This is a genomic window from Actinotalea soli, from assembly GCF_017565425.1.
Classification (GTDB): Bacteria; Actinomycetota; Actinomycetes; order Actinomycetales; family Cellulomonadaceae; genus Actinotalea; species Actinotalea soli.
The window spans coordinates 100,322-124,942 of sequence record NZ_JAGEMK010000001.1 but is presented as its reverse complement, the minus strand read 5'-3'; the positions used below and the strand labels follow the sequence as shown (position 1 = coordinate 124,942).

Below are 24,621 nucleotides of genomic sequence, written 5' to 3'. Positions count from 1 at the left end.
GTGGAACGATGAGGAACCAGGACGACGCGGTCGGCGAGGGATGGAGCGTCGCCGACGTCATCCGGCGCGTCGTCGCAGGTCACAAGGTCCTCGTCCTGACCTCTGTCGTCCTTGGCATGACCCTCGCGGCCGCGTACGCCGCTCAGGTCGTGCCGAGCTATCGCGCCTCGGCCGAGCTCGTCACCGGCACGTACAGCCTGCCGCTCGACATCGGGCTCCGCGACGCGCTCGACGGCGCAGGGCCCCTCGGGCTCGAGCTCCCGGCGGAGACCCAGGCCCGCATCATCGTGAGTCCCGCCGTCGTCTCGATCGCCATCGACTCGCTCGACCTGGACCAGGCAGCGGGCAGCGATCTCCTGCGGTCGGTCTCGGCGACCGCCAACACCGACAACGTCTTCACCGTCTCAGCGAGCGGTCGCACGCCCGAAGAAGCCGTCGAGCGGACGAATGCGCTGGCCGCCTCGTACCTCACGTACCGCGACAGCCGCGCAGCCGAGAGGCTCGAGCCGCTGCAGGTGGACGCCCAGGAGAACGCGGAGCGGGCCACCGCAGCGGCCGCCGACCTCCAGTCACGCATCGACGCGGCCGAGGGAGAGGAGAGCACGCAGGCGACCACCCTCACGGAGGCGCAGCAGCAGCACCTGCGTGACGCGAACGCCGAGTCCGCCCGGGGGTCGGCGATCGCGACGGCCCTGGAGACCTTCGGTGGCGGTGGCACCGTCGTGCGCCCGGCGAACGTCGCGGATGTCGACGGAGGCACGTCGAGCGGGCGATGGCTGGCCGTGGGGCTGCTGAGCGGACTCGTGCTCGGGCTGGCCGCCGCCCTCGTGGTCGAGCGGCTCCGCTCCCCCGTGCGCACCGCGGACGACGTCCTGTCCGTCAGCTCGACCGACCTCGCGATCGAGCGGTCGGGCGCGACCGAGGTACCCGTCGTCGACGCCCGTCGACTGTGGCACCGCTCCCAGGGTCAGGGACCAGGGGGGCGCACCGGGCCGTGGGAGGTCTCGGTCGTCCCGGCGCGACCGGGGTCGGACGTCGCGCAGACCTGCGCCTGGCTGGCGTCCGGGTTCCGAGCCATCGGCCACCGAACCGCCCACATCCCCGCGGGCCCCGCGCTCTCGGCGCAGGGCGAGGAGCTGGACGTCGTCCTCTGGGAGTACCCGGACGTGCCGACCCTGTGCGTCATGGAGGGTCGGAGCCATGGCGGGGGCGACGAGGTCGTCCTCGTCGTCACGCGAGGCGTCGACTCGACCGTGACCCTTCGCGCAACGGTCGACGATCTCGACGGGGCGGGTCTCAAGGTCCTCGCCGTGGCACTGGTCCCCCGTCCGCGCCGGTGGCCCCGGGTGTCCGCGGCCCTGGCGAACCTCAGGCATGACGGGAGCGCCGAGGCGGCCCCGGCGCCCGAGGACAGCGCTGCCCCGCCGGAGACCGTCGCCCCGCCGGAGACCGTCGCCCCGCCGGAGACGGTCGCCCCGCCGGAGGCCGGCCCCGACGTCACCACCACGGCCACGCAGAGGAAGACTCCCCGGAAGACGCCGACGAAGGCCAGGAGCACGACGACGAGGGCGAGGGCCGAGCGTCCCGCCGCGGAGGACGCAGCGGTGACGAATCCCGCCAGCCCTCTGGTCGAGCCCGGGGTGGGCAGCGATGCACCCGGCTCGCGCTGAGAACGAGCGCAGTGCGCGCCCGGGGGCTCGCTCGCGGTTCTCGGCCGCCCCGCTCCTCGTCGCCTGGATCCTCGTCGTCCTCACGGTCCAGCCGTGGTCGGGTTCCGCCGAGCGCTCCACGACCGCGGACTCGGGAGGGGCCCTCAAGGGGGCTCTCCTGCTCGCGTGCATCGGCCTGCTCGCTGCGCGCGCGACGACCACCACCCGGTTCAGGGTCCCCCCGTTCGTGGCGATCTACATGGTCTACGGCACAGTGCTCACGGTGGCGTCGATCGCCCTGGACCACCCGGGCGAGACCGTCGTGCGTGCCGCCCGGCTGACGATCGCGATGCTCGTCCCGATCCTGGCGTGGCCCCTGGTCCGCCGGCGTCCGGCCCTGATGGTCGACGCCCACCTCGTGGCGTACAGCCTTCTCGCCGCACTCGTCCTCGTCGGGGCCGTGGTCGTCCCGGACCGTGCCTGGCACCAGACGACAGGCAGCGGCGGTGACCGCCTCATGGGGGCCATCCTCCCGATGATGCCGCCGAGGGTCGGGGAGATCGGCGCCGTGCTCGTCGGCCTCACCGTGCTCGGAGTGCTCGGGAGGCGAGTCCGTCCGGCCCTCGGCGTGGCGCTCGTCGGGGCCGGTCTGACCCTCCTCGTCCTGAGTCGCACACGTACTGCCGCGGTCGCCCTGGTGCTCGCCCTCCTCCTGGCCTTCGTCGTCGCGAGGAGGAGCGCCCTGGGCCGGCGCGGCCTCTGGATCATCACGGTGACGGCGATCGCCACCATCCCGGTCGCCCCGCTCGTCGGGGGCTGGCTCACGCGCGCCCAGAGCGTCGAGCAGATCGCGACGTTGAGCGGCCGGACCACGGTGTGGGAGTTCATCGCGAGGTCAGAGACCACCGCGTCGGAGCTCTGGTGGGGCCGCGGCCTCGGCCAGAAGCGGGTGGTGCTCCGTCGCGGTGAGGGGGACATCGACGTCATGGCCATCGACAACACCTGGCTCGGCGCGTACTGGGAGGCCGGGGTCGTGGCCGTCGTGCTCATCGTGCTGGCCGTGCTCGTGCTGGGGTATCTCGCCGTGACGAGCCCGGGGGCCTATGTCCGCGCGACGAGCACATTCCTCGTGGTCTTCGTGCTCGGATCGACGTTCAGCGAGTCCGGCCTCAGTGACGTCTCCTCGCAGACGCTCTCCCTGGTGGTCGCCGCCGTCGCGGTCCACGCCGATCGTCACGGGCAGGGGCGGCAGGACGAGCTGGACGGGCGACGACGACGACCAGCGCCGGGCGAGACCGTCCGCCCGATATCACCCGTTGTGCCGATCGTCAGGCCGTCCCCGGCACCGTAGGCTGTCCGTTCAGGGCGAAATGTGAGGTTCACATGCGCAGAGCTCGAGCAGCCGTCGTGGGCGGGGGCGTCGCGGCCCTCGCCGTCGGCGGGCTGCTGCTCGCCACTCTCCCGACCGCGGGCGACGGGGACGACGAGCCGGTCCAGGCCGCTCCCCCGCAGCTCCCGGTCGCAGAACCGGCCGCCTCGCCCGGCGGCGAGCCTGGGCAGGACCAGCCCGCGAGCCAGGACAGGGTGGCGGCCGAGGACGACGACCGCGCCGCGGAGGACGTCGAACCGGCGGTCTCCTCCCCCGAGGCCCTGTGCGCTCAGGTGACGGCTGCCGACTTCACGGCCATCACGGACATCCCGGTCACGGTCGCCGAGGCGGCCGACGAGCTGCAGTGCGACTACGTGCCGGAGGAGGCGGACGGAACGTTCGGTCGCGTCACCGCCCGGGTGCCGGAGGACTACACCACCTGGGACGCCTATGTCGCGACCCAGCCGGACGACGACCAGGTCAGCCGCCCCGACATCGCCGACGGCGCGATCGTCATCGTGGTCGACGCCGGGGGGAGCATGCGCTACGTCACCGCGGAGGTCGCCCTGGGTGCCACCGTCGTCACCTGGGAGCTGGCCCTGCCGGCCTCGGTCCGGGAGGCGCGTGAGCAGGGCACCGCACTCCTCGAGCTCGTCGCGAGCGGCGGCGAGGACTGACCATGGCCGAGCACGTCCTCGAGCGCCGCACCCCGGCCCGCGACGTCATCGCGGCGCTGCGGCTGGCGCAGAAGCCGTCGGCCGGTACCCCCGCGTACTCGCGCTGGGTCAACCGCCCGCTGGCCAGGCGCGTCACCGCGTTCGCCTTCCGCGCCGGGCTGACACCGAACGGCGCGACGGCGATCAGTGCGGTCCTGTCCACGGCGGCGATCGCCCTGGTCGCCCTCGCCGACCCGACGCCCGCCGTGGGGGGCGGGATCGCGCTCCTGCTGGCGACCGGCTACGTGTGGGACTCCGTCGACGGGCAGCTCGCCCGGCTCACGGCGACCGGATCCCCGCGCGGTGAGTGGCTCGACCACACGGTGGACTGCGTCAAGACGACCGCGCTCCACCTGGCGGTCCTCGTGAGCTTCTACCGTCACCCGTCACCCGACGCCCCACTGCTGCTGCCCCTGGCGTACACGCTCGTCGCCACCGTCCTCTACTTCGGTCTGATCCTCACGCCGAAGCTCCGTCGCGCTCCGGCGGGCCCCAGGACCGCCAGCCGTGAGAACCCCTGGCGGCCCTGGTTGCTCCTTCCGACGGACTACGGCGCCTTGTGCCTCGCCTTCCTCACCTTCGGGGCACGTCCCCTGTTCTCCCTGCTCTACGGTCTGTTCGCCGTCGTCACGACGCTCGTGCTGCTCGCTGCCTGGCGGAAGTGGTGGCGCGAGCTCGGCGCTGCGCACCCCGCGGCCTGAGCAGGGGGCCACGGTGGGAGCCGGCCGACGCCGCGTCCTGATCAGTGCGTACGCCTGCGGACCGGGTGAAGGGTCGGAGCCCGGCAGCGGGTGGCAGATCGTCCGCGCGGCCGCGGTGACGAACGACGTCTGGCTGGTCACGCGCCGCCGGTTCGCGACCGCGATCGAGGAGCAGCGACGCACCGACCCTTCGCTCGCCCAGCACCTGCACGTGACCTACCTCGAGCTCGGCGACCGAGCCCTGCGTCTCAAGCGCGGAAGCCTCGGCGTCTACTGGTACTACGTCCTCTGGCAACGGCGGCTGGGGCGGCTCGCGCGCCAGCTGCACGCCGAGCTGGACCTCGACCTGGCGCACCACGCCACCTTCGCCTCCGACTGGCTGCCGGTGGGCCTGCTCCGGCTCCCGCCGGGCGTGCCGATCGTCTGGGGACCCGTCGGCGGCGCGACCTACACCCCCCGCGCCGTCCGTGGCTGGCTGGGTCGGCGCGCACGCCTCCTCGAGGCCGTCCGGGAGCGTGCCACCAGGGTGGCCCGACGGGTCTGGGGTGATGCCGCGGCGAGGCGCGCGGCCCTCGTCGTGACCCACAACGAGGACGTCGCGACGCGGTTCGCCTACGCGACCACCCTCGTCGAGCCGAACCCGGCCCTGACCTCGCAGGAGCTCGACGCCGCACGCGTGGGCGCCACCTCCGGCGACCCCGCGTCGCTGCACGCGGTCTTCGTCGGCAGGCTCGTCTCGTGGAAGGGCACCCGGCTCGCCGTCGACGCGATCGCGCGCAACCCCCGCTGGACCCTCGACCTCATCGGCGCCGGACCGGAGCGCGAGCACCTGGTCGCACGCGCAGCGCGGGCCGGGGTCGCGAACCGGGTCCGGCTCCGTGGACCGCTGCCACGGGCCGACACCCTCGTCGAGATCGCCCGCGCCGACGCCCTGCTCCTGCCCTCCATGCACGACTCGGCCTCGTGGGTCACGGCCGAGTCGGTGACCCTGGGAACCCCGGTCGTCTGCCTCGACATCGGGGGGCCTCCCCTGGTGATGGACGGGTACGGGGTCGCCGTGACCCCGGGACCACGGGTCACCGAGGACCTCGCCCGCGCACTCGACACCGCTGCGCTGCTTCCACGGCGCCGGTCCACCCGGTGGCTCGAGTCGCGCCTGCCTGCCCTCCTCGACGCGTGGTACGCGCTGGCTCAGCGAGCCTCCGCGCCCTCACGGACGACGTCCCGGTAGATCGCCTCGAGGGCCCCGACCGCCCCGGCCATCGAGTAGTGGGCCAGGTAGGCCGCGCGGGCGCGTCGTCCGAGCGCGACGGCGGTCTCAGGGTCCATCCGACCGAGCGCTCGCCGAAGGTCCTCGACGTCGTTCGGCAGGTGCGTGACCCCGGCCCCTGTCCGCTCTGCAAGCTCCGCGAGGGCGCCGTGCCCGGCCACGACCACCGGCACCCCCGCCGCCATCGCCTCCACCGCGGAGAGGCCGAACGTCTCGTAGGCGCGGGAGGGCACCACCAGAGCGCGCGCGGAGGCCATGCGGCACCTCACCTCGGCCTGCGGCAGCGAACCCAGGAAGACCACGTCCAGGGCACGGTCGGCGACGCGGCGCCGGAGATCGGTGGCGAGGTCACCGTCCCCGATCACCTCGAGCCGGCCGAGGCGGTTGTCCCAGGCGTCGATCAGGAGGTCGATGCCCTTCTCGTGGGACAGGCGACCGACGTACAGGAACCCGTCTCCCGCACCGTCCCGCACCTGCGGCGCCTCGGAGACCCCGTGGGGCCGCACGACGACCTGGGCCTCCGGGAGCCCGGCACGGGTGACCATGGACCGGGCGAACTCGGTCATCACCACGAACCGGTTGACACCGTGGGTCCAGGTGCGCAGCGCACCGTGCAGGGCGACGGAGGCCGTCACCGGCGCCGTCGCGAGGCGGGAACCTCGGTAGCACCCGTGGACCAGTCCCGGGAGCGGTGAGCGGTCGATGCACCGGGTGCACGGCCGCCCCTCGCGCAGCAGCGTCCCGGAGGCGCAGAAGAGCCGGTAGTTGTGCAGCGTCGCGACGACGGGCACGCCCCTCCGTCGCGCCGCTCCGAGGACGGACGGGCTGATCACCGGGAAGGTGTTGTGCACGTGCATCACGTCGGGCCGTGAGTCCTCGATCGACCGGCGGACGGCCGCCGCATCCCCGGGGGACCACAGCACGCGGGCGGGAAGCACCCCCCGGGCCGCCAGGCCCCACGTCGCGATGTCGTCACTCTCGCGCTGGTAGGTCCGCACGTCGTGGCCCGCGTCCGCGAGCACGCGCAGGTCCTGGTCGACGACGACGTCCTCGCCGCTCGGTTGACCGGTCCGGTACCGGTTGTGGACGACCAGGATCCTCATGCGCTGCCTCACAGTCCCGTGGTGCGAGCCGCCTAGGGTGCCCTCCCGATGAGGAGCTCGGTAAAGGACGCCCGGACCGGCGCATTCGTGGCCGATCCGGAGAGCTGGGCCGCGAGCCCGAAGCTGCCGGCCACCTGCAACGCAGGCAGGGAGTCGGACGTCTCAGCGACCCACTGCGGCGAGGCAGCCAGGGCCTCGGGACCCACCGCCGCCCTGATCGTGGTCGTGCCAGCCCCCGTGATGTCGATGCGGACCGGGATCGCGACCCCGGGCGTCATGCTCAGGCCGTCGACCCGCTGCTCGGAGACCAGCACCGCCTCGGCACCACCCACCACACGACTGATCGACACGTAGACGCTGCCGTTGGCGATCACCCGCGTCTTGACCCTGTAGTCGCCCGCCCCCGGCACCGACCTCGCCACGAAGGAGACGTACACCCCGCCGCCCGTCGCCGGCTTGTCGAGCTGGAACGTCGTGACGATGGACGCGGTGTCGAACTCGGCGGCCCGCAGGTACGCGTTGGGCGCGTTGCCCGGGCTCGCCATCGACAACCACCCGAGCCCGTCGCCGACCCCGTAGCGCGACACCGTCCCGGCGACCGACCACGCACCGCCGGTCTCGGCGGACCCGAGCCCGTTGGTCACCGTGCGCTCGAAGGTGTCCTCGACGAGGGTGGTCGTCGCGGGCGGGCCCGTGACGACCACCGCCTCGGTGACCTCCCCGGTAACCCCGTCGTCGTCGGTCACGGTCAACCGCACGGCGTACTCACCGGGCTGGGCGTACGTGTGGGTCGCCGTGGGGGACGAGGACGCGGGCGTGGACTGCCCATCACCCCACGACCACGCGTACGAGACGACCTGACCGTCGGGGTCGCTCGACGCCGACCCGTCCACGGACACGGTGAGCTCGTCCGCCGAGGAGGTGAACGAGGCCACCGGCACCACGTTCTCCGGCGCCGTGACCACGACGTCCTTGCTCTGCTGCGCCGTCCCCCCACGGTCGTCGGTCACGGTCAACCGCACGACGTACTCACCGGGCTCGGCGTAGGTGTGGGTCGCCGTGGAGGACGAGGACGCAGGCGTGGACTGCCCATCACCCCACGACCACGCGTACGAGACGACCTGACCGTCGGGGTCGCTCGACGCCGACCCGTCCACGGACACGGTGAGCTCGTCCACCGAAGAGGTGAACGAGGCCACCGGCACCACGTTCTCCGGCGCGGGCAGGCCCGCTCCGAGACGGTGGTGGTGCGCGATGTCGGCGGCCGAGAGGGCGTGCGGGTACACGGCCACCTCGTCGATGGTGCCGTTCAGCCCGTTCACGGCCCCGGCGTTCGGCCACCCGTTCAGGTTGTCGTTGCCGATGCGCCAGTAGCCCTGGTAGCTCTCTGCGGACGGGGCCGGGGTCGTGCCCTGGGAGACCCCGTCGACGAAGAGCTCGAGCCTCCCGGGGGTGAAGGTCATCGCGACGTGGTGCCACTGACCGTCGTTGACACGCGCCGTCGACCGCACGGTGCGGGTGGCCCCGCTGTACACGCCCGCCGTCACCCGACCATCGGTCCCCAGGTACATGTGACGGTCGTAGCTCGAGCTGCTGCCGGTCGCGCTGCTGCCGAAGCCGAGGATCTTGCCTCCGAGGGTGCTGGTCGTCCTGACCCAGCCCTCGGCGGTGAACTGCTGCGGTCCCGCCATCCGCTGCTGCGCGACGACCCGGCTGCTCGAGCTGAACCGTCCCCCGTAGGTGCCGGCCAGGACCCCCGCGTCGGTGCCACGCACGACGGAGGTCGCGGTGGCGTCGTTGGTGCCGATCGCGTCGAGCACCGGACCCGAGGAGTCCTCGAACCGCCACAGCGAGGCGGCGCCGTCGGCCTCGACGAGCTCCGGGTACGTCGGCTCCGTCGCGGACACCGTGAGGTAGTTGGTCCAGAAGGACTGGACGGTCGTGGTGCCGTCCGTGGCCTCGACACGGTAGGCGACGTCGGTCCCCGGCGTGAGCCCCGTGTCGACGAACGATGCCGTGGGCACCTGCCACCAGATCGAGCGCATGGTGGTGGTCCAGATCGGGGTGCTCCGACCCGCCCGGTACAGCCGGTAGGTGAGGTTCTCGTCGTCGTTGTCCAGCGTCGCGGGGAAGACCACCTTGACCTTGCCGACGCCGACGGTCCTGGCGCTCGGGGTCGCCGGCCGACGCGGAGGCGTGTCCGGACCGGCGGCGAACCGGGCCAGGCCCTGCTGCCCCTGGCCGTTGACGAGGGTGAAGTCACCTCCCACGACGAGCTGGGTCCCGTCGGTGGCCATGCCCAACGGCCCCACCTGGGTGGACCCCGCGGCGTTGGTGTTCGGCCACCAGGGGCCGTTCTTGCCCGTCGCGGGGTCGGCGACCATGAGGAAGCGGTGCGGCCGGGACTCCCCGAACTCCCCCTCGGAGCTGCAGTCGTGCACGTGAGCACCCTTGTAGAGGGATCCCTTGACCATGGCGAGGGACTCGGTCGCCCCGAGACACGCGTTGCGCCAGCGCAGGCTCCCGTCGTCCAGCTCGGCGGCGAAGGTGCCGTCGAAGCACCCCCCGCCGTCACCCGCCGCGGCGAAGTAGACGCCCGAGGGGTCGACGAGCACGTCGCGGACCTTGGAGTTGCACGAGGAGGTGACGCGGGGCATCGCCGACCTGGCGGGGAACGCGCGCTGAGCACCGAGGTCGGTGTCGACGGCCGCCACGGCACGGCTCGGGGTCCCTCCGATGGTGTCGAAGTTGCCGCCGAGGTAGACGGTGCTGGTGGACGGTGACACGTCGAGGTCGTAGACGTCCCAGTTGGCGTTGGGGTCCCAGGCGCGGAGGCTGCCGTTGCTGCGCGCGACCGCTGCCAGGCGGTTGCGCGTCTGCCCCGCGACGAGTCCGAAGGAGCCTCCGAGGTACACCGTGTCGGCGTCGGCGGCCAGTGCGGTCACCCGATAGCTCACGTACGGGGCGAAGTTCGGCTGCAGCGCGAGGGTGCTCGTGTCGAAGGCTGCGATGCGGCCACGGCCCGCACCGGCGATGCTCGTGAAGTCACCGCCGACGTAGAGGCGTGACCCGTCCGGCGACGCGGCCAAGGAGAACACGCGGGCGTTGGGAGCCGGGTTCCAGGACGCGATCAGGGCGCCGGACTGCGCGTCGAACGCCGCCAGGAACGGGCGGGGCACCTCGTGCGACCCGGCACTCGCCCCCGGGGGCCGCACGGTGCTGAACTCTCCGCCGGCGAAGATCTTGCCGTTCGCGTAGGCCACCGTGCGGACGATGCCGTTCGTCTGCCAGAGGCTCGACGCCGTGGCCGAGACGGTGGACTCCTGGGCCTGGGCGACCGTGGGCAGGCCGACGACCGCCATGGCCAGGACGATGGCCAGGACCGTGGTCCGACGGAGCCGAGACCACCGCCGTGCGTGACCGAGCTTCCGCCGGGGCGCGTCCGCCGGGGCACTGCCGAGCTGCCGTGAGGGATTCATCTCGACTCCGTTCCGCGGCCAGCCGCGACCTGTCCACCTCGGTCGGCCGGCCGGTCGGTCGGTCGTCCTGCACATCTCGTCCGTGCCGTCAGCCGCGCGCCAGGACGGGAGGGGCCGCCCCGTCGCCCCTGCCGTGTCGACTCACCCCCCGGTCGCACGGCCGCCCCCCGCGATGTCCGTCGTCAGGAACTGGCGCAGCATCGTCGACGACGTGGACGGCGTGTACGGCAGGTAGACCACGCGAGCACCGACCTCGGCCATCTCTGCCTCAAGACGCTCTCCTTTGCGCGTGCCGAGCCAGTCGTCCCCCTTGAAGAGGACGTCGAACGGATGGTGACGCCACGCGATCCGCTTGTCCTGCGAGAAGTCCGTCACGACGTCGTCGACGAACCTGACGCTCGCGACGAGCTCGAGGCGCTCGCGGTGCGGGATCACCGGCGCGCGACCCTTCATGGCCACGAGGGCCTCGTCCGTGGCCACCCCGACGACCAGGCGCTCGCAGCGCGCACGCGCGGCTCGCAGGATGTTCAGGTGGCCCACGTGGAGCATGTCGAATCCACCAGGGACGTAGCCGACCACGCCCGTGCGCGCCCTGCCCTCCGAGTGGACCATGCGGCCCTCCGCTGCCGACCTGACACGACGTCCTGAGGCCCGCGTCCGCGAGGGCCTCTGTCAGGGTTTGCCTGATGTGTCCGTTTCAGGGTATATGCACCAGGCCCCCGAAGAACATGCCTTCGTCACGATTCATCGACCGGAGGTTCAGGCGGAACGATCACCGTGCGGGTGCGACGAGGAAGGCACGCAAGGTCGACACGAACGTCTCCGGCTGCTCCGAGTGCACCCAGTGCCCGGCGTCCCGCACGGTCACGAGAGTCGTCCGCGGGAAGAGCCCTCGCATGAGGGGGCCGTGCTCGGGCCGGACGTAGTCGGACCGCTCACCGGCGACCCACAGCACCGGGTGGTCGAACGTGGCCCCACCGGTGGCGGGGAAGCCACCGATGGCCGGGAGCTCGTTCCGCAGCAGCTCGAGGTTGGCCAGCCAGCGGAAGGTCCCCCCCTCGGGGCGCAGGTTCTGCAGGAGGAACCCTCGGACGCGCGGGTCGTCGACCCGTTCGGCCAGGCGCTCGTCCGCCTCGACGCGCCCGGAGAGGGTCGAGGTGTCGATCGCGGCCAGGGCGTCGAGCAGGTGGGCGAACTCCCCGAGCGAGCCGCCGGACGTCGGGGCGATGTCGACGACGGCGAGCCGGTCGACGAGGTCGGGGTGGCGCAGCGCGAGCACCATGGCGACCTTGCCGCCCATCGAGTGCCCGACGACGTGCACGGGCCCGTCAGCGGCGATGCCCGTGGCGAGGGCCTCCGCGACGAGGTCGGCCATCTCGTCATACTCGAAGCGCTCGGTCCACACCGAGCGCCCGTGGTTGGGCAGGTCGACCAGCAGCGACCGGGCCTCGGGCTGGAGGGCCTTCGCGATCTGCATGAAGTTCCGCCCTTGGCCGAAGAGGCCGTGCAGGAACACCACGGGGACGCCCGCGTCACCGACGGCGGTCGTGCTGATGGGTGCGGTCGCGGTGCTCACGAGGACCGAGCCTAGGACGGCGGACGGGTGCGCGCCCCAGGGCGCCGGAGCGGGTAACCTGCTGCCATGCCTCTGGTCCTCGTGCGCCGCGTCCATGTGGACCTGCTGCGCACCGGGAGCTGTCTGTGTCCGCGCTGAGCGCGTGACTCCCAGACCAGCCCCCCCGACTCACCAGTAAGGCATCTCCCATGACCTCCTTGACCCTGCCTGTCCTCGACCTGTCCCGAGCAGACGACCCCGCGACCGCCGAGGACTTCGCGACCTCGCTGCGCGAGGCGACCCACGACTACGGCTTCTTCTACCTCGTCGGCCATGGCGCGGGGCGCGACCTGACCCGTCGCGTGATCGAGGTCGCCCGCGAGTTCTTCGCACTCCCCGAGCAGGACAAGTTCGCGATCGAGAACACCGCCAGCCCCCACTTCCGTGGCTACACCCGCGTCGGCGGCGAGCTCACCCAGGGCAAGGTGGACTGGCGCGAGCAGATCGACATCGGGCCCGAGCGCCCGGTGCTGCCCACCGGACCGGGGCACCCGCCCTACAACGTCCTGCAGGGCCCGAACCTCTGGCCCTCCCAGCTCCCCGAGCTGCGCGAGGTCGTCACGGCGTGGAACACGACCATGGGCGGGATCGCCGACCGCCTCCTTCACGCCTGGGCACGCTCCCTCGGGCAGGCCGAGGACGTCTTCGACCCCGCCTTCGGGGACGAGCCGGCCGCGCTCACGAAGGTCGTCAGGTACCCGGGCCGCACCGAGGGTGGGACGCAGCAAGGGGTGGGCTGGCACAGCGACTTCGGCGTTCTGACCCTCCTGCTCGTCGAGCCGGGCCGACGCGGCCTCCAGGTCGAGTACCAGGGCGAGGCCCTCGACGCCCCTCCCGTCGAGGACGCCCTCATCGTGAACATCGGCGAGATGCTCGAGTGGGCGACCGACGGGTACCTCCGAGCCACGCGGCACCGCGTCCTGGCCCCCGAGCCGGGTACCGACCGGATCTCCGTCCCGTACTTCCACAACCCGTCCCTCGACGCCGTCTTCCCCCGCCTGCAGCTGCCGACCGAACTCGCGGCCCAGGCCCCCGGCATCGCCCTCGACCCCGACGAGGACGAGATCCGGGGCGAGTACGGGTACAACGCGCTCAAGAGCCGGGTCCGCGCGCACCCCAACGTCGTCGACGCCCACCACCAGCATCTGCGCGAGCTCGTCGGGGGGCGCTGACCCTTCTCCCTGCCCCGCGGTGTCCCGGTCGACATGCCGGACCGGGACACCGATGGGAGGGTGAGGGGATGAAGACCCTCATCGTCGTCCTGCTCCTCGCTTGGCTCGCCGTCTCCCTGCTCGGCGTGATCATCGAGGGCCTGCTCTGGCTGCTCGTGATCGGCCTGGTGCTGCTGGCCGCGACGGCCCTGTTCGGGTGGCTCAAGCTCGGGCGCCGACGTTCGTCCCCGACTTCTTGACCGGGCGCGCACCGATGGCTGACCGAGGTCCCGGCAGCCAGCGCACCTTGTGGTCCGACGGCCTCGGCCGGGTGGCGACGCGCAGCGCCCAGAGCCTCATCGTCCTGGCCCTCGTCGCCTGTGTCGTCTTCGCCCTGACTCAGCTCCGGCTCGTCGTGGTCACCGTGCTCATCGCCACGATCGTCGCGGCGGCGGTCAACCCTGTGGTGCACTTCCTGCGGGAACACCGTTGGCCGGCAGGCCTCGCGACCTGGACGGCGCTCCTCGCAGGGCTCGGCACCCTCGGCGGGGTGATCTGGCTCGTGGGGCGCGGGATCCGTGACGAGTGGGGCGAGCTGGTCGACCAGGCGAGCCAGGGCATCGACCAGCTCGAGGAGTTCCTGCTCGAGGGCCCGCTCGACATCAGCGAGCAGCAGATCGCCGACGCGCGGGAGGCAGGCACGGACCTCCTGACGAGCGAGGGGTTCCAGAGCGGGGCCGTCGCCGGTGCCACCGCCGCCGTCGAGGTGATCGCGGGGCTCCTGCTCGGCATCGTCGTCCTCTTCTTCCTGCTTCGCGACGGACGCCGGATCTCGGAGTTCCTCATCACCCCCCTCGACGAGCGGCGCAAGGAGCGTGCTCGCCGCATCGGGAACCAGTCGACGGACGTCCTGGGCCGCTACGTGCGCGGCACGGCGATCGTCGCACTCGTCGACGCCGTCGTCATCGGCGTGGCCCTGATGATCCTCGGGGTGCCGCTCGCCCTGCCGCTGGCCACCATCGTCTTCCTCGGGGCCTTCGTCCCCATCGTGGGAGCCACGGTCGCCGGCACGTTCGCCGCCCTCGTGGCCCTCGTGGCTGAGGGGCCCCTGACGGCGCTCATCGTCGTCATCGTCGTGATCGCGGTCAACCAGCTCGAGGGCGATCTGCTCGCCCCGGTGGTCATCGGCAAGGCGCTGTCCCTGCACCCGCTGGCCATCCTCCTGGCCCTGACGGCCGGCACCATCCTGGCGGGGATCCTCGGAGCGCTGCTCGCCGTCCCGATCGCTGCTGTCGCCTGGGCCGCGGTCAAGGAGTGGCACGCCCCTGCCGACGACGAGCACAGCGAGGCCCACGAGGAGCCCGACGAGCGCGGGAGCGCCGAGGACTCCCCCGCCGCGGCGATCTGATCTGAGCCTGACGGCCCTCCGCCGGGGACCTCGGCGGGTCAGACGACCGGCGGGTCGACCAGGAGGTCCGTGGTCCGCCCGGAGCGTCCGGCCCCGTCGGACCAGGTGAGCTCGGTCTGCCCCGACGCCAGGTCCACCGTCACCGAGGCTCGGCGGTCACCGTCCTGCCAGGCGATGGCGATGCCGCCGTCCGGGCCCGGGGAGACCTCGCACCGACCGTCGAAGACGTCCAGGGTGTTGCGGAACCGGGCGAGCGCGCAGAGCGCCCGGACCACGGGGCGCTCGAGAGCGGCCTCGACCTCCTCGCGCGTGTAGTGATGACGGTTGATGTCGCGCCCGGCGCCGGTGCTCTCGAGCAGGTCGAGGTCGTTGTGCCCCGCGAGGGCTCCCACGTAGTACACCTGCGGGATGCCCGGGGTGAAGAGCTGCAGGGCACGGGCCGCGAGGTAGCGGCGGTCGTCCCGGGCCAGGGCGTCGTAGAAGGTCGAGTTGACCTGGTAGACGTCGAGGTTGGAGGCCGCCCACCCGGTCGCCCGTCGGCTCGCTCCCCCGGTCGCCGCATGGATGCCCTCCACCACGGCGTCCAGCTGTGCCGGCTCGAGCAGGCCGGGGCGGTCCGGGGCGGTCTGGTCAGGACCCACGTCGACGATGCCGATGCCGTCATGGGTGTCCAGGACGGTCACGGCGTTGGTGGGTCGGATCCCCATCCAGTGCAGCAACGCACCGTGGTCGCCCGTGTACGCCGCGTGCAGCACGAGGGGCGGCAGGGCGAAGTCGTACACGCGATCCACCGCGCGACCGATCTCGACCTGCCGCTGGTAGTAGGAGTGCACCTCGACGAGGACCTCGAGCCCGCGCTCGCGGGCCAGGAGGGTCAGCTCGTCGATCACGGCGAAGGTCTCGGGGGTCATGAAGCACGTGGTGCCCGGGGTCTTGACGGCGTACCCCACCGCGTCCAGGCGGATCATCGAGACCTTCGCGCCGGCCAGGGCGTCGAGGATGCTGACCAGGTACTCCTTGGCCTCGCGCGAGGACAGGTCGAGGTCGACCTGCTGCGGGGTGAAGGTCGTCCAGACCAGGCGCCGCTCCCCGCCCCAGGTCATCGGGGTGAAGGGCAGGCCAGGTCGCGGGCGGTAGATGGCGGCGAGGTCCTGCTCGGTCGCCCCGTCGGGGAAGACCGAGGCCAGCGTCAGGAACATGCCTGCCCACGGTGACGCAGAACCCCGCGAGACCACGTCCAGGACCTGGGCCGAGTCCGCCGAGACATGGTTGACGATCACGTCGACCACCGTGTCCAGCCCGTCGCCGAGGTCCCGGACGTCCTGCCAGCTGCCCAGCCGAGGGTCGACAGCGGTGTGGTCCTCGGGGTCGAACCCGGCGTCCGCGCCGTCGTACGGCGTGAAGAACGGCAGGACGTGCACTCCGCCGAAGACCCCGTCGAAGCGCTCACGGAGCAGCGCGGAGAGTCCCGGCAGGTCCCCGCCGAGCCTGTCGGCGTAGGTGATGAGCTGGACCTGGTTGCGCACGGCGTCCTCCTGGTGGCGTCCTCGGCGTCCGGGCTGGGCCCTCCAGCCTCTCAGGTCCGCGAGGTGGCGTGCGACCGACCCTCGGGGTGCACGCCGGCCGCAGCGGTGGCAGCCTGGCCCGGTGGTGAACCTCGAGGAGCTCCGCGGCCTCCGCCAGCAGGCGGCACGGCGACTGGCCGCGCTCGACCTCGCCTACGCGGACCTCGTCGCGACCTCCACCGACTCCAACGCTGACGACGAGCACGATCCCGAAGGGGCCACCATCGCCTTCGAGAGGTCCCAGCTCGGCGCGCTCGTCGACCAGGCTCGGCGGCGTCTGGTCGAGCTGGACGAGGCTCAGACCCGCTGGCACGCGGGGTCGTACGGGGTCTGCGACCGCTGCCGGGCCGTCATCCCGCCGGAGCGCCTCGAGGCACGCCCGTCGGCCCGCACCTGCGTGGGCTGCGCGTCGCACCGACGCTGAGGGCCTCGGTGCCCGCAGCCGACCTCACTGCGGGCCCGCCTGCACCTCCGCACGGCCCTCGTCAGGCCCGAGGTCCCACGGGCGCCGCGTCCGCGGAGGGGACAGTGGGGGCATGCTCTACCTGAGGTCCACCGACTACGACCCGACCACCCGCACCCTGACCGCCGAGTTCCGGTCACCGAGCGGGACCGAACGTGTCACCCGTCACTACGTCGACGTCCCCCCGGGCCTCTTCGCCAGGGTGGCTGCCGCACGGCCGCACGCGCGTGCCGTGATCGACCAGCACGTCGCACCGCACCACTCTCGGGTGCGCTCCTCCTGAGACGAGAACGGCCCCGGGGTCTCCCGGGGCCGTTCTGCGATCTCCGTCAGCAGGGCATCAGCCCTGCTGACGGAGACCGGTGCTGCTGACGGCCGCAGCGCTTGCGCGGCCGATGCCCTCAGCGCTCGCGCTCGGTGCCGATCTTGTGCACGAGGAGCGAGTTGGTCGTCCCGGGCACCCCGACAGGTGCACCGAAGACGATGACGACGCGGTCCCCGACCTCGGCGAGCCCGTTGGCGCGCAGCATCTGGTCCACCTGCACGACCATCGCGTCGGTGTGCTCGACCTGAGGCACCTCGTAGGTGCTGACGCCCCAGCTCAGCGCCAGGGTGTTGCGCACGTCGGAGGTCGGCGTGAAGGCGATCAGGGGGATGGCAGCGCGCAGACGGGACATGCGCCGTGCGGAGTCGCCCGTCTGGGTGAAGGTCACCAGGTACTTGACCCCGAGGGTCTCACCGACCTCGGCTGCGGCGTGGGTGATGGCCCCGCCGCGGGTCTGCGGGCTCCACCCGAGCGGCGCGATGCGGTCGCTGCCGTGCTCCTCGGTGTTCTCGATGATCCGCGCCATCGTGCGCACGGCCTCGATCGGGAAGTCGCCGACGCTGGTCTCGCCCGAGAGCATGACCGCGTCAGCCCCGTCGAGCACCGCGTTGGCGCAGTCCGAGGCCTCGGCGCGGGTGGGACGCGGCGCCGAGATCATCGACTCGAGCACCTGGGTCGCGACGATCACGGGCTTGGCCGCACGGCGAGAGAGCTCGATCGCTCGCTTCTGCACGAGCGGGACCTGCTCGAGCGGCAGCTCCACCCCCAGGTCACCGCGGGCGACCATGATGCCGTCGAAGGCCTCGACGATCTCGGCGAGGTTCTCGACCGCCTGGGGCTTCTCGACCTTGGCGATGACCGGGACGGTCCGCCCCTCCTCGGTCATGATGCGGGCGACGTCGTCGTAGTCCGCCGCGCTGCGCACGAAGGACAGGGCGATGATGTCCGCACCGATCCGCAGGGCCCAGCGAAGGTCGGCCTCGTCCTTGTCCGACATCGCCGGGACGCTGACGGCCACGCCCGGGAGGTTCAGGCCCTTGTTGTTCGAGACGGGCCCGGCGACCTCGACCCGGGTGACGACCTTGTTGCCCTCGACAGCGGTGATGCGGACGGCCACGCGACCGTCGTCGATGAGGATCCGGTCGCCGACCTTGGCGTCGCCCGGCAGGCCCTTGTAGGTGGTCGAGGCGAGCTCCTTGGTGCCCTGGACCTCGTCGGTGGTGATCGTGAAGGTCTCGCCCTCGGTGAGCTCGACCTTCTCCTCGGCGAAACGCCCGAGGCGGATCTTGGGGCCCTGGAGGTCGACGAGCACCGCCACGGCACGGCCCGAGGCCTGGGCCGCCGCGCGCACGTTGCGGTAGACCGCCTCGTGGACGTCGGTGTCGCCGTGGCTCCGGTTGAGGCGGGCGACGTCCATCCCGGCGTCGACCAGCGCTTGGATCTGCTCGGGCGACTCGGTCGCCGGCCCGATGGTGCACACAATCTTGGCTCTACGCATGTCTCCAGCCTATGTCCTCGCCTGCAGGACCTTCGGTCCCGTCCGGCCTGTGTCGTGCGGTACACCCCTGTGGACCTGCCCGCTCCACCGGGCGAGGCCCCCGGCGCAACGCCCTGCGTCGGTCAGGGCCGCATGGCCCGCGTGCTGGGTGTGACGGGGACGGGCAGCTCGGTGCTGCCCCGGAGGTAGGCATCCACGCCGGCGGCCGCGGCACGCCCTTCGGCGATGGCCCACACGATGAGGGACTGGCCACGGCCCGCGTCCCCGGCGACGAAGACCCCCGGGACCGAGGACGCGTAGTCCTCGCCGCGGGCCAGGGCGCCCCGCCCCGTGACGTCGGCCCCGGTCTGCTCGGCCAGGACCTCGGTCTCCGGCCCGGTGAACCCCATGGAGATCAGGACCAGGTCGGCCGGGATGTCGCGCTCGGTCCCCTCGCTGGGCACACGACGCCCGTCCGGCAGGTACTCGGTGGTCGCGACGCGCAGGCTACGGACCTTCCCCTCCTCGTCCCCGAGGAAGCCGACGGTCGAGGCGAGGAAGGTGCGCTCCCCACCCTCCTCGTGCGAGGAGGAGACCTCGAAGAGGATCGGGTCCGTGGGCCAGGGCTGGTTCTCGGGCCGCGCGGTCGGCGGTTCCAGGCCGATCGCGAGGGTCGTGACCGAGGCCGCCTGCTGCCGCAGCGCCGTGCCCAGGCAGTCCGAACCGGTGTCGCCACCGCCGATGACCACCACGTGCTTGCCCGTCGCGAGGATCTGGTCGGGGACCTCCTCGCCGGCCACGACGGCGTTCGCCTGGTGCAGGTACTCCATGGCGGGGTGGATCCCGGCGAGCTCGGCCCCCGGGACGGGGAGCATCCGCGGCACGGGGGCGCCCGTGGCGACCACCACCGCGTCGTACCGGGCCCGGAGCTCCTTCCAGGTGATGTCGCGACCGATCTCGACCCCGGGGCGGAACCGGGTGCCCTCGGCCTCCATCTGGGCGATGCGGCGGTCGATGTGGTGCTTCTCGAGCTTGAAGTCGGGCACCCCGTACCGGAGCAGCCCGCCGATGCGGTCGTCCCTCTCGAAGACCGCGACCGTGTGCCCGGCCCGCGTGAGCTGCTGGGCCGCGGCGAGGCCGGCGGGCCCCGACCCGACCACAGCCACCGTGTGACCCGTGAGGAAGTACGGCACCTGCGGGGTGACCAGGCCGCGGGCGAAGGCCTCGTCGATGATCGAGACCTCGACGTTCTTGATGGTCACCGCAGGCTCGGTGATCCCGAGCACGCACGAGGTCTCGCAGGGTGCCGGGCAGATGCGTCCGGTGAACTCGGGGAAGTTGTTGGTGGCGTGCAACCTGTCGCTCGCCTCGGCCCACTGCCCCTTCCAGACCAGGTCGTTCCAGTCCGGGATGAGGTTCCCGAGCGGGCACCCGGTGTGGCAGAACGGGATGCCGCAGTCCATGCAGCGCCCCGCCTGCTGCTGCAGCATCACGGCGTGCTCAGGGTCCTCGGCAGCAGAACGGTGCTCGTGCACCTCACGCCAGTCCATGAGCCTGACCGGGACGGGACGGCTCGGCGGGAGCTCCCGGTCACGGACCTTCAGAAAACCACGGGGGTCAGCCACGGGACACCTCCAGGATCTTGTCCCACACGCCCGGGGCGGTCGGGTCGAGCCCGTCCTTCTCGGCCTGGGCGAGGGTCGCGCGCATGCGCTGGTACTCGGCGGGCATGACGCGGGTGAACCGTGCCAGCGAGGCGGGCAGCTCGGCGAGGAGCTGAGCCGCACGTGGTGAGCCGGTCTCGTCGACATGGGTGCGTAGCAGCCCTTCGATGACCTCGGCATCGGCCTCGTCGGGCTCGGTGAGCAGCAGCTCGCCCTGGGCCAGGGCCGGGACGTTGACCGCGCCCCGATGCAGGTCCAGCACATAGGCCTGCCCACCGGACATGCCCGCGCCGAAGTTGCGTCCGGTGCGGCCGAGCACGATGACGGTGCCCCCGGTCATGTACTCGCAGCCGTGGTCTCCGACGCCCTCCACCACGAGGGAGGCACCGGAGTTGCGGACCGCGAAGCGCTCGCCCACGACGCCGCGCAGGAAGACCTGCCCCGAGGTCGCGCCGTAGCCGATGACGTTCCCGGCGATCACGTCGCGGTCCCCCGCGAGCACCGAGGAGTGGTCGGGCCGGACGACGATGCGTCCCCCCGAGAGCCCCTTGCCGACGTAGTCGTTGGCGTCCCCCAGGAGCCGCAGGGTGATGCCCCGCGGGAGGAAGGCCCCCAGGGACTGCCCCGCGGACCCGGTCAGCGTCACCTCGATCGTGCCGTCGGGCAGGCCGTCGGTGCCGTGCTGCTTGGTCACCTCGTGGCCGAGCATCGTGCCGACCGTGCGGTTGACGTTCCGGACCGGCAGGGCGATCCGCACCGGCTCACGCCGCGCCAGGGCGTCGGCGGCCATCGAGATGAGCTGGTTGTCGAGGGCCTTGTCGAGCCCGTGGTCCTGAGAGGTCGTGTGACGCAGCGACGAGCCCGGCACGGGCTCGGGGCGGGCGAGCACGGGGCCGAGGTCCAGCCCTGCGGCCTTCCAGTGCGCGACGGCGGCCCGCGTGTCCAAGGACTCGACCCGCCCCACGGCCTCGTCGATCGACCGGAAGCCCAGGGCGGCGAGGTACTCGCGCACCTCGGTGGCGACGTACTCGAAGAAGGTCTCGACGAACTCGGGCTTGCCCGTGTAGCGCGCCCGCAGCTCAGGGTTCTGGGTCGCGACACCCACCGGGCAGGTGTCCAGGTGGCAGACCCGCATCATGACGCAGCCGCTCACGACCAGCGGGGCGGTGGCGAAGCCGAACTCCTCGGCACCCAGGAGGGCCCCGATGACCACGTCACGGCCCGTCTTCATCTGGCCGTCCACCTGCACCACGACGCGGTCGCGCAGGTCGTTGAGCACGAGGGTCTGCTGAGCCTCGGCGAGGCCGATCTCCCACGGGGTGCCCGCGTGCTTGAGCGAGGTCAGCGGGCTCGCGCCGGTGCCGCCGTCGTGCCCCGAGATGAGCACCACGTCGGCGTGCGCCTTGGACACGCCGGCCGCAACGGTCCCGACGCCGAACTCGCTCACGAGCTTGACGTGGATCCGTGCGGACGGGTTCGCGTTCTTGAGGTCGTGGATCAGCTGAGCCAGGTCCTCGATCGAGTAGATGTCGTGGTGGGGCGGGGGCGAGATGAGGCCGACCCCCGGGGTCGAGTGCCGGGTCTCGGCGATCCACGGGTAGACCTTGTTGCCCGGGAGCTGACCGCCCTCGCCCGGCTTGGCCCCCTGGGCGACCTTGATCTGCAGGTCGTCCGCGTTGGTCAGGTAGTCGGCCGTGACGCCGAAGCGTCCCGATGCGATCTGCTTGATCGCACTGCGCCGCTCGGGGTCCCGCAGACGCGCGGTGTCCTCGCCGCCCTCCCCCGTGTTGGACCGACCACCGAGCCGGTTCATCGCGATGGCGAGGGTCTCGTGGGCCTCGGAGGAGATCGAGCCGTAGCTCATGGCGCCGGTGTTGAACCGCTTGACGATCTCGCTGACCGGCTCGACCTCCTCGAGGGGAACCGGCGGACGGTGGCCCTCGGCGAAGGTCAGCAGCCCGCGCAGCGTCATGAGCCGCTGGGCCTGGTCGTCCACCCGGCGGGAGTACTGCCGGAAGACGTCGAGCTGTCGGGTACGGGTCGAGTGCTGCAGCCGGAAGACGGTCTCGGGGTCGAAGAGGTGCTCCTCCCCGTCCCGCCGCCACTGGTACTCGCCCCCGGAGTTGAGCCGGCGGTGCGCCTGCGGGTTGCCGCTCGCCGGGTAGGCGTCGGCGTGGCGCGAGGCGACCTCGGCGGCGATCACCTCGAGACCGATCCCGCCCAGCCGGCTCGTGATCCCGGCGAAGTACTTGTCGACGAGGTCCTGGGCCAGGCCCAGCGCCTCGAACACCTGGGCCCCGCGGTAGGACGTGATGGTCGAGATGCCCATCTTGCTCATGACCTTGAGCACGCCCTTGCCGAGGGCCTTGATGAGGTTCGCCACCGCCTGCTCGGGGGTGATGTCGCCCAGGGAACCGTCCCGGGCGAGGTCCTCGACGGACTCCATCGCGAGGTAGGGGTTCACCGCGGCGGCGCCGAAGCCGATGAGCAGCGCGACGTGGTGGACCTCGCGCACGTCGCCCGCCTCGACGACCAGGCTCACCCGGGTCCGGGTGTGCTTGCGCAGCAGGTGGTGGTGCACCGCGCTCGAGAGCAGCAGCGACGGGATGGGGGCCTGGTCGGCGTCGGAGTTCCGGTCCGAGAGCACGATGAAGCTCACGCCCGCCTCGACGGCCGTGTCGACCTGCTCGAAGATCTCCTCGAGCCGCGCCGCGAGGGCCTGGTGCCCCCCGTCGACCTTGTAGAGCCCGCGCACGATCTCCGAGCTGAAGACACCCGCCAGGTCAGGGTCCCGGGCGACCCGCACGATCTTGGCGAGCTGGTCGTTGTCGAGCACCGGGAACGGCAGCACGAGCTTGCGGGCGTGCTCGGGGACGTCGGCCAGGAGGTTGGGCTCGGGGCCGATGGCACCGCCGATCGAGGTCACGAGCTCCTCGCGGATCGCGTCCAGCGGAGGGTTCGTGACCTGGGCGAACATCTGCGTGAAGTAGTCGAAGAGCAGCCGCGGCCGGGCGGAGAGCACCGCGATGGGCGTGTCGGAACCCATCGCTCCGAGCGGTTCCGCGCCGGCCCGTGCCATCGGCGTGAGGAGGATCTTGAGCTCCTCCTCCGTGTAGCCGAAGGCACGCTGACGACGGCGGACCGAGGCAGGGCTGTGCTGGACGTGCTCGCGCTCGGGGAGCTGGTCGAGGAAGACCTCGTGCTCGCTGATCCACTGCGCGTAGGGGCGCTGGGCAGCGAGCTGGGACTTGACCTCCTCGTCGTCCACGACGCGACCGGCGCCGGTGTCGACGAGGAACATGCGACCCGGCTCGAGCCGGCCCTTGCGCACGATGGTCGACGGGTCGAGGTCGAGCACACCCGTCTCGCTGGCCAGCACCACCAGGCCGTCGTCGGTGATCCAGTAGCGGCCGGGGCGCAGTCCGTTGCGGTCCAGGACGGCACCGATCAGCGTGCCGTCCGTGAAGGTCAGGGCTGCCGGTCCGTCCCAGGGCTCCATGAGGTTCGCGTGGTACTCGTAGAACGCGCGCCGTTCGGGGTCCATCTCGGCGTGGTTCTCCCACGCCTCGGGAACCATCATCAGGATCGCGTGCGGCAGGCTCCGCCCGCCGAGGTGCAGCAGCTCGAGCACCTCGTCGAAGGTGCCCGAGTCGCTCCCGCCCGGGGTGCACACCGGCAGCAGCGGACCCAGGTCGCCGAGCAGCTCGCTGCCCAGGGTGCTCTGACGGGCCGCCATCCAGTTGCGGTTGCCGCGGACGGTGTTGATCTCGCCGTTGTGCGCGAGCAGCCGGAACGGCTGCGCGAGGGGCCACGACGGGAAGGTGTTGGTCGAGAAGCGCGAGTGCACGAGGGCGAGCTCGGAGGCGTACCGCGGGTCGGACAGGTCGGGGAAGAACGGCTCGAGCTGGGCCGTGGTCAGCATGCCCTTGTAGGTGAGCGTGCGTGCCGACAGCGAGGCGAAGTAGACCCCGAGCTCACGCTCGGCGCGCTTGCGCACCCGGAAGGCCCGGCGGTCGAGCTCGATGCCCGCCAGCGCCCGGGCCGGGTCTGCGACCACGAGCTGACGGAAGAGGGGCATGCTCGCGCGGGCGGTGGGACCCACCAGGCCGGCTGTCACCGGCACCTCGCGCCACGCGAGGAGCTCGAGCCCCTCGTCCACGACGAGCTTCTCGATCCCGCTCACCGCGGCCGCGGTGGCCTCGTGGTCGGTCGGGAGGAACGCCATGCCGATCGCGTACTGGCCGGCCGGGGGGAGCTCGGCGTCCACGACGTCGCGCAGGAAGGCGTCCGGGATCTGGGTGAGGATCCCCGCACCGTCACCGCTGTCGGTCTCGGCGCCCACCGCGCCGCGGTGGTCGAGGTTGAGCAGGGCGGTCAGACCGGCGTCGACGATGTCACGGCCAGGGGTGCCGCGCAGGGTCGCGACGAAGGCGACACCGCACGCGTCGTGCTCCGCAGCGGGGTCGTACAGGCCCTGTGCGGGGGGAGCTGCGACAGGAAGAGCCAGCCGATCCATGAACACCGTCCTCGGGGGTCCCAGGTATGACGACCCTGGTCGTGGTCAGGAGAAGACATGGGACACCGTTGGCCCAAACATGACGACGATACAGGCCGTCTGCTCCTCCTCCGAACGAGGGGGCGGCCTCACGTGGTGACGCACCGGGAT

Annotated in this window: 19 protein-coding genes; 11 read left to right on the top strand and 8 right to left on the bottom strand. The window is 72.1% G+C overall.

Annotated elements, in window-relative coordinates; genetic code table 11:
* The first annotated feature begins 8 nt into the window (after positions 1-8).
* From J4G33_RS00590 to J4G33_RS17675, 5 genes are read left to right on the top strand one after another with little or no spacing between them, the layout of a single operon-like run.
* On the top strand, positions 9-1,670 hold the full coding sequence (locus tag J4G33_RS00590; protein WP_208053963.1) for a GumC domain-containing protein: 1,662 nt from the start codon (positions 9-11) through the stop codon (positions 1,668-1,670).
* Entirely contained in the window at positions 1,651-3,000 is a 1,350-nt protein-coding gene (locus J4G33_RS00585) for a hypothetical protein (RefSeq protein WP_208053962.1), read from the top strand. The genes J4G33_RS00590 and J4G33_RS00585 overlap by 20 nt, the downstream gene beginning before the upstream one ends.
* A gap of 32 nt (positions 3,001-3,032) precedes the next feature.
* Positions 3,033-3,695, top strand: a complete 663-nt coding sequence (locus J4G33_RS00580) for a hypothetical protein (RefSeq protein WP_208053961.1) — start codon at positions 3,033-3,035, stop codon at positions 3,693-3,695.
* Between the two features lie 2 nt (positions 3,696-3,697).
* Entirely contained in the window at positions 3,698-4,435 is a 738-nt protein-coding gene (locus J4G33_RS00575) for a CDP-alcohol phosphatidyltransferase family protein (protein ID WP_208053960.1), read from the top strand.
* 13 nt (positions 4,436-4,448) lie between these two features.
* Positions 4,449-5,666 (top strand): glycosyltransferase, encoded by a 1,218-nt coding sequence (locus J4G33_RS17675; RefSeq protein WP_208053959.1) that lies wholly within the window; start codon positions 4,449-4,451, stop codon positions 5,664-5,666.
* On the opposite strand, the gene J4G33_RS00565 is transcribed toward J4G33_RS17675, so the two are convergent.
* The 4 genes from J4G33_RS00565 to J4G33_RS00550 all read right to left on the bottom strand — a co-directional run bounded on the left by J4G33_RS00565 (position 5,627) and on the right by J4G33_RS00550 (position 11,863).
* The gene (locus J4G33_RS00565) at positions 5,627-6,808 is read right to left on the bottom strand and encodes a glycosyltransferase family 4 protein (RefSeq protein ID WP_208053958.1); all 1,182 of its coding nucleotides are present in this window, start codon (positions 6,806-6,808) and stop codon (positions 5,627-5,629) included. The two genes, J4G33_RS17675 and J4G33_RS00565, sit on opposite strands and share 40 nt — an antisense overlap.
* Positions 6,809-6,840: 32 nt before the next feature.
* Positions 6,841-10,287: a PKD domain-containing protein gene (locus J4G33_RS00560; RefSeq protein WP_208053957.1), complete on the bottom strand. Its 3,447-nt coding sequence runs from the start codon at positions 10,285-10,287 to the stop codon at positions 6,841-6,843.
* Positions 10,288-10,428: 141 nt separating this feature from the next.
* Positions 10,429-10,899: an FAD synthase family protein gene (locus tag J4G33_RS00555; protein ID WP_208053956.1), complete on the bottom strand. Its 471-nt coding sequence runs from the start codon at positions 10,897-10,899 to the stop codon at positions 10,429-10,431.
* 160 nt (positions 10,900-11,059) lie between these two features.
* Positions 11,060-11,863, bottom strand: a complete 804-nt coding sequence (locus tag J4G33_RS00550; RefSeq protein ID WP_307793619.1) for an alpha/beta fold hydrolase — start codon at positions 11,861-11,863, stop codon at positions 11,060-11,062.
* A 66-nt stretch (positions 11,864-11,929) separates the two neighbouring features.
* Between J4G33_RS00550 and J4G33_RS17900 the strand changes: the two genes are divergently transcribed.
* From J4G33_RS17900 to J4G33_RS00535, 4 genes are all read left to right on the top strand, one after another.
* Positions 11,930-12,001, top strand: coding sequence for a putative leader peptide (locus J4G33_RS17900; RefSeq protein ID WP_372434951.1), 72 nt, complete (start codon positions 11,930-11,932; stop codon positions 11,999-12,001).
* 50 nt (positions 12,002-12,051) lie between these two features.
* Positions 12,052-13,074, top strand: a complete 1,023-nt coding sequence (locus J4G33_RS00545) for an isopenicillin N synthase family dioxygenase (protein WP_208053954.1) — start codon at positions 12,052-12,054, stop codon at positions 13,072-13,074.
* Between the two features lie 68 nt (positions 13,075-13,142).
* A complete protein-coding gene (locus J4G33_RS00540) occupies positions 13,143-13,313 on the top strand; it encodes a hypothetical protein (RefSeq protein WP_208053953.1) in 171 nt (56 codons plus the stop codon).
* 14 nt (positions 13,314-13,327) lie between these two features.
* Positions 13,328-14,461 carry an AI-2E family transporter gene (locus tag J4G33_RS00535; protein ID WP_208053952.1) on the top strand — a complete coding sequence of 378 codons (1,134 nt, stop codon included), beginning with the start codon at positions 13,328-13,330 and terminating at the stop codon, positions 14,459-14,461.
* 38 nt (positions 14,462-14,499) lie between these two features.
* On the opposite strand, the gene gtfA is transcribed toward J4G33_RS00535, so the two are convergent.
* Positions 14,500-15,987 (bottom strand): sucrose phosphorylase, encoded by a 1,488-nt coding sequence (gtfA, locus tag J4G33_RS00530; protein ID WP_208053951.1) that lies wholly within the window; start codon positions 15,985-15,987, stop codon positions 14,500-14,502.
* Positions 15,988-16,108: 121 nt separating this feature from the next.
* Here gtfA and J4G33_RS16920 point away from each other — a divergent pair, with 121 nt between their 5' ends.
* Together J4G33_RS16920 and J4G33_RS00520 are read left to right on the top strand one after the other, a co-directional pair.
* Positions 16,109-16,450, top strand: coding sequence for a TraR/DksA family transcriptional regulator (locus tag J4G33_RS16920; protein ID WP_307793617.1), 342 nt, complete (start codon positions 16,109-16,111; stop codon positions 16,448-16,450).
* Positions 16,451-16,562: 112 nt separating this feature from the next.
* Entirely contained in the window at positions 16,563-16,772 is a 210-nt protein-coding gene (locus tag J4G33_RS00520; RefSeq protein WP_208053949.1) for a KTSC domain-containing protein, read from the top strand.
* Between the two features lie 118 nt (positions 16,773-16,890).
* Here the strand turns inward: J4G33_RS00520 and pyk are convergent, their stop codons facing one another.
* The 3 genes from pyk to gltB all read right to left on the bottom strand — a co-directional run bounded on the left by pyk (position 16,891) and on the right by gltB (position 24,471).
* Complete coding sequence (gene pyk, locus J4G33_RS00515) at positions 16,891-18,312, bottom strand: pyruvate kinase (protein ID WP_208053948.1); 1,422 nt, start codon at positions 18,310-18,312, stop codon at positions 16,891-16,893.
* 122 nt (positions 18,313-18,434) lie between these two features.
* Entirely contained in the window at positions 18,435-19,916 is a 1,482-nt protein-coding gene (locus J4G33_RS00510; protein WP_208053947.1) for a glutamate synthase subunit beta, read from the bottom strand.
* Entirely contained in the window at positions 19,909-24,471 is a 4,563-nt protein-coding gene (gltB, locus tag J4G33_RS00505; protein WP_208053946.1) for a glutamate synthase large subunit, read from the bottom strand. Before gltB ends, J4G33_RS00510 begins: the two co-directional genes overlap by 8 nt.
* Positions 24,472-24,621: the final 150 nt, after the last annotated feature.